Origin of the sequence: Streptomyces sp. Y2F8-2 (genome assembly GCF_014905555.1) — a bacterium.
GTDB lineage: Bacteria > Actinomycetota > Actinomycetes > Streptomycetales > Streptomycetaceae > Streptomyces > Streptomyces cynarae.
The window spans coordinates 512,994-531,370 of record NZ_BNGS01000003.1 but is presented as its reverse complement, the minus strand read 5'-3'; the positions used below and the strand labels follow the sequence as shown (position 1 = coordinate 531,370).

18 protein-coding genes are annotated in these 18,377 nt (G+C 71.1%); 2 read left to right on the top strand and 16 right to left on the bottom strand.

Annotation, left to right across the window (positions count from 1 at the left end):
* The first annotated feature begins 530 nt into the window (after positions 1-530).
* Positions 531-866, top strand: coding sequence for a DUF192 domain-containing protein (locus SY2F82_RS12445; RefSeq protein WP_200419063.1), 336 nt, complete (start codon positions 531-533; stop codon positions 864-866).
* Positions 867-1,015: 149 nt separating this feature from the next.
* Here SY2F82_RS12445 and SY2F82_RS12440 read toward each other — a convergent pair whose 3' ends face one another.
* The 15 genes from SY2F82_RS12440 to SY2F82_RS12365 form a co-directional block, all read right to left on the bottom strand.
* Positions 1,016-1,786, bottom strand: coding sequence for a class I SAM-dependent methyltransferase (locus SY2F82_RS12440; protein WP_200419062.1), 771 nt, complete (start codon positions 1,784-1,786; stop codon positions 1,016-1,018).
* 105 nt (positions 1,787-1,891) lie between these two features.
* Positions 1,892-2,755, bottom strand: a complete 864-nt coding sequence (locus SY2F82_RS12435; RefSeq protein WP_200419061.1) for an LLM class flavin-dependent oxidoreductase — start codon at positions 2,753-2,755, stop codon at positions 1,892-1,894.
* A gap of 40 nt (positions 2,756-2,795) precedes the next feature.
* On the bottom strand, positions 2,796-3,371 hold the full coding sequence (locus tag SY2F82_RS12430; protein ID WP_200419060.1) for a dihydrofolate reductase family protein: 576 nt from the start codon (positions 3,369-3,371) through the stop codon (positions 2,796-2,798).
* 82 nt (positions 3,372-3,453) lie between these two features.
* Positions 3,454-4,125: an OmpA family protein gene (locus SY2F82_RS12425; RefSeq protein ID WP_200419059.1), complete on the bottom strand. Its 672-nt coding sequence runs from the start codon at positions 4,123-4,125 to the stop codon at positions 3,454-3,456.
* Between the two features lie 6 nt (positions 4,126-4,131).
* Positions 4,132-4,719 (bottom strand): hypothetical protein, encoded by a 588-nt coding sequence (locus SY2F82_RS12420; protein ID WP_200419058.1) that lies wholly within the window; start codon positions 4,717-4,719, stop codon positions 4,132-4,134.
* A 15-nt stretch (positions 4,720-4,734) separates the two neighbouring features.
* On the bottom strand, positions 4,735-5,328 hold the full coding sequence (locus tag SY2F82_RS12415; RefSeq protein WP_236041383.1) for a pilus assembly protein TadG-related protein: 594 nt from the start codon (positions 5,326-5,328) through the stop codon (positions 4,735-4,737).
* 338 nt (positions 5,329-5,666) lie between these two features.
* Positions 5,667-6,422, bottom strand: coding sequence for a response regulator transcription factor (locus SY2F82_RS12405; protein WP_200419056.1), 756 nt, complete (start codon positions 6,420-6,422; stop codon positions 5,667-5,669).
* Positions 6,415-7,719 (bottom strand): sensor histidine kinase, encoded by a 1,305-nt coding sequence (locus SY2F82_RS12400; RefSeq protein ID WP_200419055.1) that lies wholly within the window; start codon positions 7,717-7,719, stop codon positions 6,415-6,417. Before SY2F82_RS12400 ends, SY2F82_RS12405 begins: the two co-directional genes overlap by 8 nt.
* Positions 7,716-8,606: a DUF5936 domain-containing protein gene (locus SY2F82_RS12395; RefSeq protein WP_200419054.1), complete on the bottom strand. Its 891-nt coding sequence runs from the start codon at positions 8,604-8,606 to the stop codon at positions 7,716-7,718. The genes SY2F82_RS12400 and SY2F82_RS12395 overlap by 4 nt, the downstream gene beginning before the upstream one ends.
* Before the next feature lie 13 nt (positions 8,607-8,619).
* Positions 8,620-9,567 (bottom strand): type II secretion system F family protein, encoded by a 948-nt coding sequence (locus SY2F82_RS12390; RefSeq protein WP_200419053.1) that lies wholly within the window; start codon positions 9,565-9,567, stop codon positions 8,620-8,622.
* An 88-nt stretch (positions 9,568-9,655) separates the two neighbouring features.
* Positions 9,656-10,996, bottom strand: coding sequence for a CpaF family protein (locus tag SY2F82_RS12385; RefSeq protein ID WP_200419052.1), 1,341 nt, complete (start codon positions 10,994-10,996; stop codon positions 9,656-9,658).
* 8 nt (positions 10,997-11,004) lie between these two features.
* Entirely contained in the window at positions 11,005-11,343 is a 339-nt protein-coding gene (locus SY2F82_RS12380; protein WP_200419433.1) for a TadE/TadG family type IV pilus assembly protein, read from the bottom strand.
* Between the two features lie 68 nt (positions 11,344-11,411).
* Entirely contained in the window at positions 11,412-13,028 is a 1,617-nt protein-coding gene (locus tag SY2F82_RS12375; protein ID WP_200419051.1) for an AAA family ATPase, read from the bottom strand.
* Positions 13,029-13,103: 75 nt separating this feature from the next.
* On the bottom strand, positions 13,104-13,817 hold the full coding sequence (gene cpaB / locus SY2F82_RS12370; RefSeq protein WP_200419050.1) for a Flp pilus assembly protein CpaB: 714 nt from the start codon (positions 13,815-13,817) through the stop codon (positions 13,104-13,106).
* 96 nt (positions 13,818-13,913) lie between these two features.
* Complete coding sequence (locus SY2F82_RS12365) at positions 13,914-14,780, bottom strand: hypothetical protein (protein ID WP_200419049.1); 867 nt, start codon at positions 14,778-14,780, stop codon at positions 13,914-13,916.
* Positions 14,781-15,119: 339 nt separating this feature from the next.
* Here SY2F82_RS12365 and SY2F82_RS12360 point away from each other — a divergent pair, with 339 nt between their 5' ends.
* Positions 15,120-16,820: a chitinase gene (locus SY2F82_RS12360; RefSeq protein ID WP_200419048.1), complete on the top strand. Its 1,701-nt coding sequence runs from the start codon at positions 15,120-15,122 to the stop codon at positions 16,818-16,820.
* A 94-nt stretch (positions 16,821-16,914) separates the two neighbouring features.
* Here SY2F82_RS12360 and argG read toward each other — a convergent pair whose 3' ends face one another.
* Positions 16,915-18,369 carry an argininosuccinate synthase gene (gene argG, locus SY2F82_RS12355; RefSeq protein ID WP_200419047.1) on the bottom strand — a complete coding sequence of 485 codons (1,455 nt, stop codon included), beginning with the start codon at positions 18,367-18,369 and terminating at the stop codon, positions 16,915-16,917.
* Between the last annotated feature and the right edge of the window lie 8 nt (positions 18,370-18,377).

Here is an 18,377-nt window from a genome sequence, read left to right as displayed (position 1 = left end):
CCCTGCTCGGGTGACTTGGGCTCCGGTGACGATGCGGTCGGGTCGGCAGCGGGGGGTTGGACGTGAGGCCGCGTCCTCCGGCCCGGACAGGGGGCTTGGGGCGGAACTCCAGGGGCGGGACGGGCAGGGGCGGCGGGGGCGAGACCTTCGGTGATACGCGGCACCTTCGGTGATACGCGGCGCAGGGGCCGCCCGCGGGCGGAAAGGAAAACGGGCCGGTCCGTGGGGGGGAGACGGACCGGCCCGAGGGGGGGTTTCCACCATAACCCTTCGTAAGGGATCCCGCGCGCATTGGCGTACAACAACTACTCTCCGAAATCACCCGGCAACGCCCCGATGGCCTCGGAACCCCTCATTCAGCGCCTGATCATGGCCGAAACCCGGCGGATTCCCGGGTAATCCGGCCGAAACCCCAGGGATCCAAGGGGTCTGCGCCCTCCTATGAGTCACCCGGCGACATGCCCCGCCCTACTCCGCCCGAGTGACTCGCGCCAGAAGCCCCACTTGACGCCGCCGCTAACGTCGCAGTCGTGCCCACGCTCACCACACCGGAGACGCCCCGCCCGGTGCCACTGGAGGTCGCACGGTCCGCGCGGGCCCGGCGGCGCGGGCTGCTCGGGCGCGACGGGATCGACGGGGCGCTGCTGCTGAGTCCGGCGAGCGCGGTGCACACCCTGGGGATGCGGTTCCCGATCGATGTGGCGTATCTGGACCGGACCTTGCGGGTCCTGGCGGTACGGACGATGCCGCCGGGCCGCATCGGCCTGCCCCGCCCGCGTGCGCGCCACGTCCTGGAGGCGGAGGCCGGGGCGATGGAGCGCTGGGGGATCAGACGCGGCGTACGAGTCGTCGTACGGGATCCGTGACGCCGCACCGGCACGGAGGGCGGCGCCGCGCAGCCCCCTCCACTGCGCGGTTCCGCCCGCGCAGCTTCACTTACGCGAATTTACCTTGGTCTGAACTTACACGAGCCACCGCAACCGACGGGAGTCGGCCCCATAACGATGCGGAAAATCTACGTCCCCGGCTTGCGCGCCTCGATCAGGAACCGCGTGCTGTGCGCGAGGAACGGCCCCTCCGACACGATCCGCTCGTGCAGGGACCGCAACCGCTCTTCGTACCGCTCCACGGTGAAGTCCGGCACCATCCAGATCACTTTGCGCAGGAAGTGCACGACGGCCCCGATGTCGCGGAACTCCATGCGCAACCGGGCCTCCCGCAGATCCGCGACGTCCAGGCCGGCCGCTTCGGCCTCCGCGCACGCCCGCCGCGGATCGCGTCCGCCGCGCACCTCCTCCGGCTGCGGTCCGAGGAAGTACTCGACGACCTCGAAGGCGCTCGCCGGGCCGACCTGCTGCGAGAAGTACGTGCCACCCGGGCGCAGCACACGTGCGATCTCGCCCCAGTAGGTGCGCACCGGGTGCCGGCTGGTGACCAGGTCGAACGCGGCGTCCGCGAACGGAAGCGGCGCATCCTCCGCCGAGGCGACGACCACCGCACCGCGCGGATGCAGCCGAGCGGTGGCCTTGGCGACGTTCGGCGGCCAGCCCTCGGTCGCGACGGTGACCGGCGGCAGCGTCGGCGCGGAGGCCAGGACCTCTCCTCCCCCGGTCTGGACGTCGAGCGCGGCGGACGCGCGGGCGAGCCGCCGCGCCATCGACCGGGCGTACCCCCACGGCGGCCGCTCCTCGGTGGCCCGCCCCTCGAACCAGGAGAAGTCCCAGCCCTCGACCGGGGCCTCGACGGCCTCGCGGACGAGCTCTTCGAACGAACGGTGGGTGGACATGCCGTGATCTTCCCAGCGCCACGTGAGCGGACGCGACCGAATTACGGATGACCGGATTACGGATGACCGGCCCAGCACCGGAACCGGCCCGGCGGGCCGGGCGGCCTACGGCACGAGCGGCCGTACCTCCTCGGCCACGAACCGCACGAACCCCTCCGGGTCCGGCTCGTCACCGGTCGGCTGCAGGACCACCGTGTCGGCGCCCGCGTCCGCGAGCCGCTGAACGGCCTTGGCGACCGTGCCCGCGTCTCCTGCCACGCCATGTGTCGCCCCGCCCTCCTGCTCGATCTCGGCGCGCACCCGGGCGGCGGCGTCCGGGCCGGTGGCGGCACGGAGGTAGACGACGACGGGGTGGGGGTCGCTGCGGCCGGCCGCCGCGCGTCCCTCGTCGACGATCCCACGGGCCGCCCGCACGCCCTCCGGTGACGTGGCGGCGGTGAGGAGCGTGCCGTCCGCCGCCTCACCGGACAGCCGCAGCGAGCGCGGACCGGTGACACCGGCGAGGACGCGGACGGCCTGCGCCGGCGGCCAGTCCAGGGCGACGTCGTCCAGCTTCACGTACCGCCCGTCCGTGGTGACCCGCTCGCCGCGCAGCAGGGCCCGCAGCGCGTCCAGGTACTCCCTCAGCAGCGTCATGGGTGACTCGGCGCGGGCACCGACCTGTCCCATCCAGCTCTGGACACCGTGCCCGACGCAGAGGGCGGCCCGCCCGGGGAACATGCGCTCGAGCGTGGCGGCCTCCATCGCGGTGAGGGCGACGTTCCTGAGCGGGACGGGCAGCAGTCCGACGCCCACGCGCAGCCGTTCGGTCCAGGCGAGCGCGGCGGACGCCGTGGAGATTCCCCCTTCCAGGAAGCAGTCCTCCCACAGCCACAGCTCCTCCAGGCCCGCCTCCTCCGCGAGCCGCGCGATGGTCCGCAGTCGCTCCGGGGGCAGTTGGGGGCGGAACACAGCACCGAGTCCAGTCATGCGGCCTTCCTACCCAGCGGCTCCCGGCCGGGCAACACCTTTACCGGCTGCCCGTCTCCGGGCGCTCGTAGTGCAGAAGCACGACACCGTTGCCGAACCGGCGGGAGTCGATCAGCCGGAGGGCGGTGAGTGCGTCGCCCTCCGTGAACAGTCGATGGCCGCGGCCGAGGAGGACCGGGTGGACGTACACGCGGAACTCGTCGACGAGGTCGTGCCGCAGGAACTCCGCGGCCAGTTGGGCGCCGCCGAGCGCGAGGTCGCCGCCGTCCTGTGCCTTGAGCGCGAGGATGTCGTCGACGACCACGTCGCGGACGATGGTGGTGTGCCGGTCGGCGTGCTGGAGGGTGCGGGAGAACACGACCTTCGGCATGTTCCGCCAGATGCGTGCGAACTCGACGACGGGTGCGGAGGCGTCGGGGTCCCGGTCGGCGTCGGGCCAGTAGCCGGCCATGAGCTCGTAGGTGACCCGCCCCTCGAGGAAGGCGCCCATCTCCTTCAGGACGTCGTTGAAGTGCTGGTGGACTTCGTCGTCGACGACATGCCAGTCGATCTCACGGTTCGGGCCCTCCATATAGCCGTCGAGGGACACCGACATCATCAGGACGATCTTCCTCATGGCCCACCTCATCGACGTCCGACCGGCACCGGCGCCCACGGTACTCAGCGCAGGCGTCTCCTGATCGGTTCCTCCCGGAGTGTCAGCCGCCGGAAATCGCCGCGCCGCCGTCGCCCGACGTACTGGCACCCGCCGAGCCGCCCCTCGGGAACGACACCTCCACCCGGCGGTTCTTGCGGCGGCCCTCCTCGGTGGAGTTGTCCGCGATCGGGTAGTCCTCGCTGTAGCCGCGCACCTCGAAGGTGACGTTGCCGCCGAGACGGGCGGCGAGTTGGTCGTGGACCGCCTCCGCGCGCTGTTTGGACAGGGTCAGGCCGTGGGCGTACGAACCGAGGTTGTCGGTGAAGCCGAAGACGCGGACGGTGGTCCCGTTCTGCTTCTTGATCTCGTCCGCGATCGCGTCGATACGGGAACGCGCCTCCGGGTTCAGCTTGGAACTGTCCTTGGGGAACAGCACTTCCGCCTGGAGCGCGAAGGTGACGTTCTCGTTGGTGTCCTCGCGGCGCTCCTCACCGCCGAGGTCCTCCACGACGGACTTGATGTCCAGCACCTTGGCGGGCGCGAGAACGGCCCCGTCGGCGAGCTTCAGCCCCGGGCTGGCGGGGTCGATGGAGGGGGGTGGGGAGGTGGTTACGGTGCCGGGGGGTGCGCTGGGGTTGTCGTCGGCGGAGGCCGACGGCACGGCCAACGAGAGCGCGGTGAGGACGGCAAGAGCCGTGAGGGCGGTCATGGCGGTGCGAGCGGCGGGGGGCATGCTCTCTCACCCCTCGGAGATCTCGATGGAGGCCGGCGGCATGGCGCCCACCTGGAAGTCGACCTTGCTGGTGCCTTCGGGCGGGGCGGGGAACTGAGCGAACCATTGTGCGGTCGCGCCTTCCCGCACACCGCCGGTGAACTGCGTGCACAGGCACCTGCCGGAAGTGTCGCGCAGGATCAGGTACCTCTTCTTGCCCTGTTGGTCGATCAGGCTCGCCCCGGCGATGGAGCCGCCGTTCCTCTTCAGCTCCTGTTCGTTGCCGCGCCAGTTCGCGGCGACCCACAGCGTGCCGGTGTTGTTCGTGACCGTCCCCTCCACGGTCACGAAGCCCCCGCTGTCGCGCCGGGCCGAGGTGACTGTGAGCGTCAGCCCGTTCTCCCCTTTGACCTCGGCGAGCACCTGGTCCGCCTGGGGCGCCTGCGACGTCTTCTGACCGCTGCTGCTCCGAGAGGGTGCGGCGGAGGTCGTGGCATCCTTGTCCGACTTCTCATCGCCTCCCCCACCGCAACCGGCCACCGTAAGGAGCAGCCCGGCGGTGATCGCGACCGCGCTCAGCGCCCTGCGGCCCTTCATGGTGTGCCGAAAATCCATCGGTACGGCTTCCTTTCACTCGGCCAGATGCACGGAGAACAGCACGGACGCGTCAGGAAGGTCGACCGGTTTGAACTTCTCGGGGTCGATGTCCACGGTCTGGCCGTCGCAGTTCAGTTGCACAGGTTTCTTGGGGTCCGCTTTCGCGTCGAAGTCGCAGCGCGGTTCGATGACTGCAATGGCATGGGCCTTCGCATGCATGCCCTCCGTACCGGGAATGACCGAATCACCCACCGTGTAGTTCGTCCGCACAGCCACCTGGAATCCGGGATAGCCGCCCCTGGTCACCGGCTGGGCTTCGCCCTCGAGGGCCGAGTCGTTCTCAGCAGCCAATCGCTGCGCGGCGGCGGTGGCTCCGTCGTCAGCGGGCAGCCGGCCGCCCAACCAGGTCAGCCAGTCGTCCTCTTGCCCAACGGTCGCCTGGATGCGGTCCATCAGCTGGTCCCGGGCGTCCTGTGCCGCCGCCAAGGCGGCAGCGTCCGCCGCGGATTGAGCTCCATTGCGAGCGGACGCTGCTTGGGCGAAGGCGAAGAAGGCGAACGCGGCGAACAACAGGATCCCTGTCAGCCAGATGTAGAGGGGGAGAGTCTGTCCCCGGTCGTCCGCCAAATGCCGTGCGCTCAGCCGCCACCGATGACGCTGTTCACGGCACGCATGATGGCCCCTGAGATCGCGCCGTCGAGGCCGAGCCCGTCGATCATCGTGAAGATTCCGGCGATGATGATCATCAACCCGGCATACTCCACGAACCCCGCCCCCGCGTCCCGCCCAGCCCCCCGCATCCGGGCCCCCACGGTCCGCCCCCATGTACCCACCCCGCGCCTGATCCTGCTCATCACGGCCCCGGCCCTCCCACCCGATGCGGCAACCACCAACCGAAACACCGTAGGTGAGAGCGCCCTCACTCTTCGTGGGTCCAGGGGCCCAACTTCCGGGCGTCGGCGCGCTCATCGGCTCCATCCCTCCCGAGCCGTCCCCAGCCAGTGAGCGATCGCTTCGCTCCGCGATGAACTGTGCAGCTTCGCGAAGATGCGGTTGATGTGGTTCTTGACCGTCTTCTCGCTGATGAAGCAGGCGGCGGCGATCTGCCGGTTGTTCATACCGGCCGCGATGAGGTCCATGACCTCCACCTCCCTCGAACTCAGCCCGAAGGCCGGCCACCCCGCGGCACGGCGCCGCAGCCCCACGGCCCGGGCGGGCGAAACCCCCGGCGACTGTGCCACAACTGGTTGCAGGTGCGAAGAGACTTCCTTTTCTTCGTAGGAAACGCCGAGCGAAGACCGGACAGCGCACGGGGACACCGTCCGCCGGCCCTCCCTGAGACCCCGTACGGCCGCGATCAGTTCCGCCGCCGTGAACTCCCCGTGGACCAGGTAGCCCGAGGCCCCGCGGCGCAGTGCCTCCGCCACCACCTCGGGTTCTCTGCTGTACGTCAGCATCATGACGGGGGCCTGGGCGGCCAGTCGCGGCAGTGCCGTCAGGCCGTCCAGGCCCGGCATGCGGTGGTCCAGGAGGACGACGTCGGGACGGTGCCGGGCGGCGTACGTGAGGGCCTGGGTGCCGTCCGCCGCCTCCGCGACCACCTCGATGTCGTGGTGGACGGTCAGCAGGGCGGTCAGGCCCGCCCGGACGACGGGATTGTCGTCGGCCACGAGGACGCGCAGACGCGGGCCGGGATGTGCCTGGTCAGGGAGGTCAGGCATGTGCGGCCTCCTCTTGCGGGGTGGGGGAAGCGGTCGCGGGGAGGGGGACGTGCAGGTGGATCTCGGCGCCGCCCAGCGGTGAGCGGCCCAGGCTGAGGTGGCCGCCCAGGGACGCGGCGCGTTCCGTCATGCCGAGCAGGCCGAAGTGGCCGGTTTTCGCCAGGCTCTCGGGCGTGGCCGACGGGGGCAGGCCGACACCGTCGTCTTCCACCCGCAGGTCCAGCGCGGCGCTGTCGGGCGCTTCGAGTTCGATCCGTACCCGGCTCGCTCGGGCGTGGCGGTGGGTGTTCTCCAGTGCCTCCGAGACGATCGCCAGGACGTGCTGGGCGGTCGTGTACGGCAGGAGCGGGGTGGCTTCCGGTTTTCGCAGGGCCACCGTCGTGCCGGTGCGGCTCTCGAAATCGTCGGTCAGCAGGGCGAGTTCGGCCGCCAGGTCCAGCTGATCCGGTGTGACGCCCGTACGGCGGCGCAGATCGGAGAGCAGGTCGCGGGACTCCGCCGCCGCTCTGCGTGCGGCCCCGGCGACCAGCATGGCCTGGCGCTTGAGCGTGTCCGGGTCGCCGTGGTCCGCCGAGGCGGCCAGCGCCTGTGCCGCCAGGGCCAGGCCGTGCAGCGTCTTCGCCACCGAGTCGTGCATCTCCCTGGCCAGGCGGGCCCGTTCGGACTCCACCGCCTCCGCGGCGGCGAGGCGGGCATTGGCTTGGGACAGCGCCTCGCCGGCCGCGCCGAAACGGAACATCAGGTTGCGCAAGGTCACGCCGATGATGCCGGCGGCGACGCAGAAACCGGCGATGAGGAGCGTGCTGGTAGCCGCGCCTGGGTGGTGTTCCCAAGCCCGGAAGACCGAGAACACCACCGCGAGTTGCAGACCCGTGAGGACTCCCGCGCCGCGCCAGCCGTACAGCAGGCCGGAGAGCAAGGGCGTGCAGGCCGTGGCGTACGCGAGGGGGGAGGCCGGGGAGGCGGTCAGGAGCAGTGTGGCGACGAAGAGCAGGTCCAGCGCCATCAGCGTGGGGTGCGCGAGCAGGCGCGGGCCCACGCGGTTCCAGTCACGGAGCACGGCGTACGAGGCCGTGACGCCGAGGACGGCTGCCGCGACAACGGCGTAGCGGGGGCCGTCTTCGGGCGTGTTGGCCAGGGCGAAGGGTGTACCGATCACGATCAGGGCGAGGCGTACGGCCACGGTCTGGCGGCACAGCGCCTGGAGCGCGCCGAGCTGAAGGCGGACGCTGGCGGGAGCGGGGGCGTCGTCCTCCAAGTACCCGGGGGCGGGGTGACCCGTGCGGCTCATCGTCATCGGCCCAGAATCGATCCGAAGTCCGTCCCCGACCCCAGGAACATCCCCGTCGCGATCAGGATCATCGTCGCCGGGAGCATGAACACCAGGGTGACCAGCGTGGCCTTGGGGATCGTCTTGGCGGCGCGGCGGCGGGCGTTCTGGGCGTCCGTGCGGCGCATGTCCGTGGCCAGCTGGATGAGGGTTTCGGCGATGGGCGAGCCCAGCTCCTCGCCCTGTTGCAGCGCGGAGACGAACTGTGCGACCTGTTCGGAGGAGTTGCGCCTGCGCAGTTCGTCGAAGGCCTGGCGGCGGCTGACGCCCATGTCCATCTGACGCAGGGTGATGCGCAGTTCGTCCGCCCAGGGGCCCTCGTACTTCTCCGCGACCCGGTCGAGGGCCTGCCGGAAGCCGAGGCCGGCCGAGACGACGACCGCGAGGACGTCCAGGAAGTCCGGCAGGGTGCGGTCGATGACGTCCTTGCGTTCGCGGATGGCCTGCCAGATCAGGGCGTCGGCGGCGAACAGCCCGAAGGCGAACGTAGCGGCGGCGAAGAGCAGTTGGCCGTTCGTGAGGAACATCAGGCCGAGGACCAGGCCGAAGATGCCGTAGACCGCCCGGCGTGCGGCGTAGCGGTTCAGGGTCAGGCCGCCGGGGTTGCCCGCCATGTCGATGCGGCGGCGTTTGGCCTCGACGCGGCGCGGACCCATCAGGCGCAGCACGAGTGGGGCGAAGCGGATGCCGAGGCGGTCGACGGCCGAGCCCGCCTTGGAGACCCGGGTCGCGCCGACCTCCAGGGCGAGTGTGAGATCGCTCGGCAGCTTCGCGTCCGCGCGGATCATCCGGACGCCGAGCAGGACACCGGCGACGGAGACCGCCATCAGTAAGGCGAGGAGCAGCGGAAGCATCGCGTTCTCCCCCTCACACTTCGATCTTGCCGAGGCGGCGGATGACGAAGAAGCCGATCGTGTAGAGGCCGAGGGAGAGCAGGACCAGGCCCTGGCCGAGCGGGGAGCCGGTGACACGGGCCAGGGCGCCCTCGTTCGAGGAGTTGACCAGGATCAGCGAACCCAGGCCGAGCATCGGGACCGTGAAGGCCGTCGCGTTGACCTCGGAGAGCATCGTGCGGACCTCGCGCCGGGTCTCCTTGCGGTCCTCCAGGGTCTGAGTGAGGTTGCGCAGGGAGTTGACCACCGAGCCGCCCGCCTTGTTCGCCAGGACGAGGGTGGTGACGAGGACGATCAGCTCGCGCGAGGGGAGGCGTTCGGCCAGTTCGTCCAGGGCGTCGTCGACCGAGCGGCCCAGCGACAGCTGGTCGGCGACCCGGGCCAGTTCCTCGCCCGCCGGGGCCTCCAGCTCCTCCGCCGCCATGGCGAGCGCGGTGCGCAGGGCGAGTCCGGCGGCCGTGGCGTTGGCCAGCAGGCGGGCCACGTCGGGGAGCTGGTTGATGAACGCCTCGATGCGCTTCTGCCGCTGCCAGTTGAGGAAGACGGCCGCGCTCCAGATGCCGACCAGGCCGGCGATCGGGCCGAAGAAGGGCGCCAGGGTGGACGCGGCGATCAGCCACAGTGCCACGACGACGGCGGTGACGTAGGTGAAGAACTCCCCCGCCGTCAGATCGAGGCCCGTCGCCGACAGGCGCATGTGGATGGCGCGTCCCAGGCGGGTGCGGCGCAGCCTGCGGTCCACGGCCGCGAAGCGCCGTACGCGGCCGTCCGCCGTCGGGATCGGGCCGCCCGCGGCTCCGGAGAGCCGGTCGACGAGCTCCCGGCGCTGGGCGCGGCCGGAGGCGTACGCGTGCACGCCCGCGACGGCGAGGGTGCCGGTGAGGACGGTGGCGCCGAGGGCGAGGAGGGCGGGGTCGTTCATGACCGGCTCCTGAGGTGGGCGGGGTCGTTCAAGACCGGCTCCTGAGGTGGGCGGGGTCGTTCAAGACCGGCTCCTGAGGGGGCGGGGCTCATCCGATGGCCTGCCTGGTGTTCAGTACGTCGAGGGCGTCCGCGACCCCGAAGGCCGGCGGAAGCGGTTCACCCGCGCCGTACAGCTTCTCCGCGACCGGCCGCGGCAGCGGGAGGTGTTCGAAACGGCCGCGGACGATCCGGTCGGGGCCGAGGGGCTGGGGCACGAAACGGGACACGGTGGCGACGCGGAACTGTTCGCGGCCGTGGGACACGACGAGTGCGATCTCCACGACCTTGCGGGAGCCGTCGGGGTACCGGGCGAGCTGCACGACCACGTCGACGGCCGAGTTGATCTGGTCCTTCAGCGCCTCGAAGGGGATCAGGACCTCGGACATCGAGCCGAGGGTCTGCAACCGCATCAGCGCGTCCTCCGCCGAGTTGGCGTGGACGGTGGCGAGGGAGCCGTCGTGGCCCGTCGACATCGCCTGGAGCATGTCGAGCGTCTCCCCGCCGCGGACCTCACCGACGATGATCCGGTCGGGCCGCATCCGCAGGCTGTTGCGGACCAGGTCGCGGATGGTGATCTGGCCCTTGCCCTCGACGTTCGGGGGGCGGGTCTCCAGACGGATCACGTGCTCCTGCTGGAGCTGGAGTTCGGCGGAGTCCTCGATGGTGATGATGCGTTCCTGGGAGGGGATGAGCCCGGACAGCGCGTTGAGCAGGGTCGTCTTCCCGGAGCCGGTGCCACCGCTGACGATCAGGTTGAAGCGGGCGCGGACGAACGCGGCGAGCAGCATCAGCATCTGCTCGTCCAGCGAGCCCAGGCCGATGAGTTCGGGGAGCGTGTAGGCGCGCGGGAAGCGGCGGATGGTCAGGGTGGGGCCGGTCAGGGCGAGCGGCGGGATGATGACGTTGACGCGTTCGCCGGTGGGCAGACGGGCGTCGACCATCGGGTTCGACTCGTCGACGCGGCGGTTGACGGTGGAGACGATGCGTTCGATCGTCTGCATCAGCTGCTCGGCGGAGGCGAAGCGGAGCGGGAGCTGTTCGACGCGGCCCGCCCGCTCCACGAAGATCGAGTCGGGGCCGTTGACCATGATCTCGGTGATGGAGGCGTCGGCGAGGAGCGGTTCGAGGACGCCGAGGCCGAGGGCCTCGTCGACGACCCGGCGGATCAGCTGGGAGCGCTCGGCGGAGGACAGGACCGGGCCCTCGCGGCTGATGATGTGGCCGAGGACGCGTTCGAGCCGCACGCGGCGCTCGGCGGTGGCGAGGCCCGACATCTCGGCAAGGTCGATCTCCTCCAGGAGCTTGGCGCGGTAGACCGCGACGAGGTGTCCGTCCTCACGGGCGGCTCCCCCGTCGTCGGGGGCGGCGATACGGGAGCGGAGGCTCATGCCGGTCGTCAGCTCCTTCCCGGGATGATGGGTTCCGGGTCGTTGGGCATGGTGGCGCGGCGGGTGACGGTCCAGCCGCTGAAGAGGGGGATGACCGCCGGGACGCGGACGGTGACGGTGGCGGTGGTGGTGGTGTCGGCGCCCTTGGGAGCGTCGACCTCGGGGCTGAGCCAGCCGCTGACGGACGCCAGGCCCGCGGCTGCCCCGTCCCTGTTCTGTGAGGCGGCCCGGGCGGCGGCCCGCGCGCCCGACCCGGCCTGGTTGATGCCGTAGCCGATGAGGCCGAGCTGGATGGCGGCCATGCCGATGACGAGCAGGATGGGCAGGAAACCGGCGAACTCCAGCATCGAGACGCCGCGGTCGTCCCAGCGGCGGGTGCGCTCGGTCCGCGGGCGGTGGCGGCGGAAGATGCCTTTCACCGGGCGTCTCCCTCCAGCGCCGCCCCCGCGCTGCCTTCGACGTGCCAGCCCGGGTTGATACCCGGGAAGAACAGCGGCACGTCGGCCTCGACGGTCGCCTTCATCACCGGCCCCTCCGCGTTGCAGCTGATCACCGCACCGCTCCAGGCGTCCGGCAGGTGCTCGGCGCCCGCCGTCTCGCAGGCCCCCGTGTAGTCGGTCCCCTTGGTGGCCGCGAACGCCGCCGTGCCCGCCCGAGCCGCCTCGTCCGCCGCGTTGCCCGCCAGCGAGTACGTGTAGCCGTACAGCACGCACTCCCACAGCAGCGCCAGCACGACCAGCACCAGTGGGAACATCCCGGCGAACTCCAGGGTCACCGACCCCCGGTCACCACCCTTGCGCCACAGGCTCAGCGCGCCCCGGTCCGACGGCGCCCTGCGCCGCCGCCCGCCGCCCTCCTGCGCCTTCACCAGCTCCAGCTCCCCCGCCAGCGCCCACAGCGCCTGCTTCACGGTGGAGCGGGCGTCGAGGTCCTGGAGGCGTCCGGCGTCCACGACCGACTGGAGTTCCTTGAAGGCGGCCGGGACCGCGGCGCGGGCCACCTTGGTGCCGGTGACGCGTTCGACGAGGGCGGGCTGGATCTCCGTACCGCGCGAGTGACGGTTGACGACCGTCAGCGTCTCCTCGGCCTTGCGGATCTGGAGCCGGTCCCACAGACGGACCATCCGCTTGGCCGCGCGGACCGCGACCACGTCCGGGGTGACCAGCAGCACCGCGTGGTCGGCGGTCTCGACGGCCGCGGCGGTGGCGGCTGTCATCTGCGAGCCACAGTCGACGATCACCACGTCGTGGCGGGAGCGCAGCGCGCCGAGGATCTGGCGGGTCACCCGGTCGGTGACCTCCTCCCCGCGTTCGCCCTCGGCGGGCGCGAGGAGCAGTCCGATGCCGCTGTCGTGGGTGTAGAGGGCGTCCTGGAGGACGCGCGGGTTGATGTCCGCGATCCCGGCGAGGTCGGCGACCGAGCGCCGGAACTGCACGTCCAGGTAGGAGGCGATGTCCCCGGACTGGAGATCGAGGTCGACCAGCGCGACCGTACGGCCCGACGCCCGGGCGGCGAGCGCGAGGTGCACGGCCGCGACCGTGGTGCCGACGCCGCCCTTCGCGCCGGTGACCGCGACCACGGTCCCTCCGGGTCCGGCGTACGGCTCGGGGGCGCCGCTGCTCAGGTGGCGCCGCATGCCGGCGGACCAGGCGGCCGCGGCCTGGACGCGTTCGGCGAGGGCGTCGTAGCCGAGGGGCAGGGTGACGATGCCGCGGGCGCCGGAGTCCATCGCGGCGGTGAGCACGCCGGTGCTGGTGTCGGCGGTGACGAGGACGACTCCGACCGCCGGGAACCGCATCACCAGGTCGCGGATCAGGTCGAGCGCGGGCACCGGCCCGATCCGCTCGTGCACGAGGACGACCTCGGGCAGCTCGTCGAGAGAGTCCCCGGCCAGGCGCGCCAGGGTGTCCAGCAGGGCCGTGGAGTCGTGGACGGGCGGGGCGGGCTCGGCGTCGGGGAGCTGGCCGAGCAGGGTGGTGAGCGAGCGGGCGGCGTCGAGGTCGCCGACGGCGGGGAGGACGCGGACGGTCATCGGCGACACCCCGCACCGTCGGACAGCGTGGGGACAGGCCCGCCGGGGGCCGGTACGGACCTCATGCGCGGCCTCCTACTTGTCCTGGTCGAGGGTGTACGTACGGTCGCCCGGCGCGACGGTGGTCTGGGAGCCGCCCGCGACCAGGGCGAGCCGGACGTGTGTGGCGAACGACTCGGCGTACGCGACCCGTTGGGCGTCCGCCGTGTCGAGCGCGAAGGTGATGGGAACCGCCTCGGTGGCGGTGCGGCGCCGGTCGTCGCTGGACTGGCCCGGGTCGAGGGCGGTGAGCTTGCCGACGTCGAGGACGCGGGCGTTGGTCACGATGACCTTGGACTCGTCCTTGCCCTTGTCGTTCTCGGCCTTGAAGGTGGCGTAGATGTTGACCCGCGAACCGGGGTCGATCTTGCCCGCGACGCCGGTGGAGGCGTCGATCATGATGGCGATCTCCTGCTGTCCCGGCTGGAGTTCGGGCCGGTCCACGATCATGTCGCTCTGGAGCAGGGAGCCCTTCTCCAGCCGGGTCACGGCGATCTTCCCGCGGATCCGGGCCAGATCGGTGACGGCCGTGGCGGGCAGCCACCGCTTCGGCATGGAGATCTTCTGGAACTGGTCGGGCGTGAGTGCCTTGTAGGGGTCGATGCCGTTCTTGAGGCGGTACGCCGTGACCTCGGGGCCGACCTTGGAGTTCACGTCGCGGATCACCGACAGTACCCCGGCGAAGGCGCCGACGGCGGCGAGGGCCGAGAGGACCAGCAGGATGACGCCGCGGCGCTGGCGTGAGTTCATGACGCGGACAACCTCGATCGGGGCGGGAAACAGCGGGTCGGACGGTCGAGCGGTCGAACGTTGTGCGAGACGTACTGCGGACCGACGCGTACGGGGCTACGTGCCGCCGCGCGGCAGGGCAGCGCGGACGGTGGTGGCCGCCGGTGGCTGTTCGGGGGGTGGCGGGAGGGGTGCGGCGCAGAACCCGCAGCGGTCGCCGATGAGTTCCAGTCCGCACCAGTGGCAGGTCTCGCGCCGTACGGACGACACGAGCTGGTAGAGCACGGACACGTCGTGCAGCCCGGCCGCGAACTCGACGAGCCGGTTCGTGCCCCACCAGCGGGCTGAGTCCTGGGGCAGCGGCACGGTCCCGACGCCCTGGACCCGCCAGGCGGGGGCGAGGGAGGCGGTGACCCAGTCGGAGGGCGGCTGCCCGGAGGCGACGAGCATCCGGGTGCCGAACTCGGGGCCGGGTAACTCCTCCTGACCGACGCGGACGAGCCGGGGGCGGGGGCCCGCGAGTACGGCGAACTGTGCGCCCGGCACCCACGACTTGGCGTGGGAGGCGAGCGGGACGGGGACGCGGTCCAGCTTGGCGACCGAGCCGAGGAGGGCGCCGGCGTAGATGTAGTGGGCCAGCAGGCGTGCGGAGGACGCCAGGACCCCGGGGCTGAAGTCGCAGACCGACAGCTGGCGCAACTGCTGGGCGAGCAGTGCGAGTCCGAGCGGGGGCAGGTCGATGCCGAGCAGCGCGACGCGGTCGCTCTCCAGGACGGAGCGGACGGTGCGCAGCCGCTGCACCGCCGGGTCGTCGCCGGAGGCGGGGTGCAGGGCGATGACGTAGCCGTGCTGCTCGATCAGCGCGTGCATGCCGGTCAGGGACGCTTCCAGCGTGGGCTGGGGCTGGACGGCGGCGGGCGGTGTCTGCCGGTCGAGCGGTGGGAGCACCAGGTCGGGACTGGTGACGGCTATCGCGGTCGGCACGGCTGCTCACCACCCCGTTCACTGCGGCGGGGTGGTCAACCACCGCCTCAGATGGCCCCTGTGACGTTCTGTTGCGTCGTCCTGCAACAGCACCATATCCACGGCATGCCCCGCTCAACACAGAATCGGGAAGATCATCTCACCGAAGGTGGGGACGTGATCCACACAGAGTAGGGGCATATGCCCCAACTCCGGACGTCCGCAGGGTCGTTGAAGCTGCACGAACCCTTGACAGCGGGATTGGTCTGGACCAAATTCTTGGAACATCAGGCGGTGGCCACCGTTCCGCAATGCCCTCCTGCGCCTTCCTCCCTTTCCTTCCCCACATCGGAGGCCGAAGTGGACCGCGTACCAGCCCTGCCCCGCCGCAGACGGACCCTCGCCGGGGCCGCCGTAGCCGCGCTCGCCCTCTCCCTGCTGGGCGCCGGCCACGCGGCCGCGGCGGACGTGAACAATGCGAGGAACGCCGGCTTCGAGTCGGGCCTCGCCAACTGGACCTGTTCGGCGGGCAGCGGCACGACGGCGTCCTCCCCGGTGCACGGCGGCACGGCCGCGCTGAAGGCGACGCCCGCGGGTCAGGACTACGCGCAGTGTGCCCAGACGGTCCCGGTGAAGCCGAACTCGACGTACACGCTGAGCGCATGGGTGCAGGGCGGTTACACCTACCTGGGCGCCACGGGGACGGGCACGACGGACGTGTCGACGTGGACGCCCGATTCGACGAGCTGGAAGCAGCTGTCCACGACGTTCACGACGGGCGCCTCGACGACGTCGGTGACGGTGTACCTGCACGGCTGGTACGGGCAGGCGGCGTACTACGCGGACGACGTGTCGGTGTACGGCCCGGACGGCGGTGGGGGCGGCGAACCCTCCCCCACCGTCCCGTCATCCCCCACGGGCCTGACGGTCTCCGGCACGACGTCCTCTTCCGTGTCCCTGTCCTGGCACGCGGTGACGGGCGCGACGGGCTACAACGTGTACCGCGGCGGCACGAAGGTGGCGTCGGCGACCGGTACGTCCGCGATGGTGACGGGCCTGTCCCCCTCGACGTCGTACTCCTTCCAGGTGACGGCGACGAACGCGGCGGGCGAGTCGGCCAAGTCGGCGGCGGTGACGGCCACGACGGCGTCGTCCGGCGGCGGGGGCGGCATGGGGCTCCCGAAGCACGCGGTGACGGGCTACTGGCAGAACTTCAACAACGGCGCCACGGTGCAGCGGATCTCGGACGTGCCGTCGCAGTACGACATCATCGCGGTGGCGTTCGCGGACGCGACGAGCACGCCGGGCGCGGTGGGCTTCACCCTCGACTCGGCCGGCCTGGGCGGCTACACGGTGGACCAGTTCAAGGCGGACGTCGCCGGGAAGAAGGCCGCGGGCAAGAAGGTGGTCGTCTCGGTCGGCGGCCAGAACGGCACGGTGTCGGTCAACGACGCGACGTCGGCGACGAACTTCGCGAACTCGGTGTACGCGCTGATGCAGACGTACGGCTTCGACGGGGTGGACATCGACCTGGAGAACGGCCTGAACGCGACCTACATGTCGCAGGCGCTCAGGCAGCTGTCGTCGAAGGCGGGATCATCGCTTGTGATCACGATGGCCCCGCAGACGATCGACATGCAGTCGACCTCGAACGCGTACTTCCAGACGGCGCTGAACGTGAAGGACATCCTGACGGTCGTCAACACCCAGTACTACAACAGCGGTTCCATGCTGGGCTGCGACGGCAAGGTGTACTCGCAGGGTTCGGTGGACTTCCTGACGGCCCTGGCCTGCATCCAGCTCCAGGGCGGTCTGTCCCCGTCCCAGGTGGGCCTCGGCGTCCCCGCCTCGACGAGCGCGGCGGGCAGCGGCTACGTGTCGCCTTCCGTGGTGAACAACGCCCTGGACTGCCTGGCGAAGGGAACGAACTGCGGGACGTTCAAGCCGTCCAAGACGTACCCGGACCTCCGGGGCGCGATGACGTGGTCGACGAACTGGGACGCGGCGTCCGGGAACGCGTGGTCGAACTCGGTGGGCCCGCACGTGCACGCGCTGCCGTAGCGACCACGGGATCGAGTACGGCCTGACGCACAGCGCACGGCCCGCCGCCCGGATGGGGACGGCGGGCCGTCGGTGTGCCAGGAACGTGCGGGTCTCAGTCGGTGCCCGACTCGATCGCCGCGTGGTCGAGCAGTTCGGCCTCGTCGGCGGTGCCCTCGCCGCGGGAGGCGATCGTCTCCGCGCCGCCCTCGGGCATCGCGCCGATCAGGCCGGTCGAGGCCGCCTGGGCGGCGCCGATCAGCGCCGGGTCCGGGCTGCCGCCGACCATGCCGAGCCGGGCGTACTGCTCCAGCTTGGCGCGGGAGTCGGCGATGTCGAGGTTGCGCATCGTCAGCTGGCCGATACGGTCGACCGGGCCGAAGGCGGAGTCCTCGGTCCGCTCCATGGAGAGCTTGTCCGGGTGGTAGCTGAACGCCGGTCCGGTCGTGTCGAGGATGGAGTAGTCCTCGCCGCGCCGCAGCCGCAGCGTCACCTCACCGGTGACCGCCGTACCGACCCAGCGCTGCAGCGACTCGCGCAGCATCAGCGCCTGCGGGTCCAGCCAGCGACCCTCGTACAGCAGCCGGCCGAGGCGGCGGCCCTCGGTGTGGTAGCTGGCGAGCGTGTCCTCGTTGTGGATCGCGTTGACCAGGCGCTCGTACGCCGCGTACAGCAGCGCCATGCCCGGTGCCTCGTAGATGCCCCGGCTCTTGGCCTCGATGATCCGGTTCTCGATCTGGTCGCACATGCCCAGGCCGTGCCGACCGCCGATCGCGTTGGCCTCCAGGACCAGGTCCACCGGGGAGGCGAACTCCTTGCCGTTGATGGTGACCGGCCGGCCCCGCTCGAAGCCGATGGTGACGTCCTCGGGGGCCACCTCGACCTCCGGGTCCCAGAACCGCACGCCCATGATCGGCTGCACGATCTCGATGCCGGTGTCGAGGTGCTCCAGGGACTTCGCCTCGTGCGTCGCGCCCCAGATGTTGGCGTCGGTCGAGTACGCCTTCTCGGCGCTGTGCCGGTAGGGCAGGTCGCGCTCCAGCAGCCACTCGGACATCTCCTGCCGGCCGCCGAGCTCGCTGACGAAGTCGGCGTCCAGCCAGGGCTTGTAGATGCGCAGGGAGGGGTTGGCGAGCAGACCGTAGCGGTAGAACCGCTCGATGTCGTTGCCCTTGAAGGTGGAGCCGTCGCCCCAGATCTGCACGTCGTCCTCGAGCATCGCGCGCACCAGCAGGGTGCCCGTGACGGCCCGGCCGAGCGGGGTGGTGTTGAAGTAGACGCGCCCACCGGAGCGGATGTGGAAGGCGCCGCACGCCAGGGCCGCGAGCCCCTCCTCCACGAGCGCGGCCCGGCAGTCCACGCTCCGGGCGACCTCGGCACCGTAGGCCGTGGCACGCCCGGGCACGGAGGCGATGTCGGGCTCGTCGTACTGGCCGAGGTCGGCGGTGTAGGCGCAGGGCACGGCGCCCTTCTCGCGCATCCACGCGACCGCGACAGAGGTGTCGAGACCGCCGGAGAAGGCGATCCCGACTCGTTCACCGACAGGCAGGGAAGTCAGCACCTTGGACACGAGGCTAA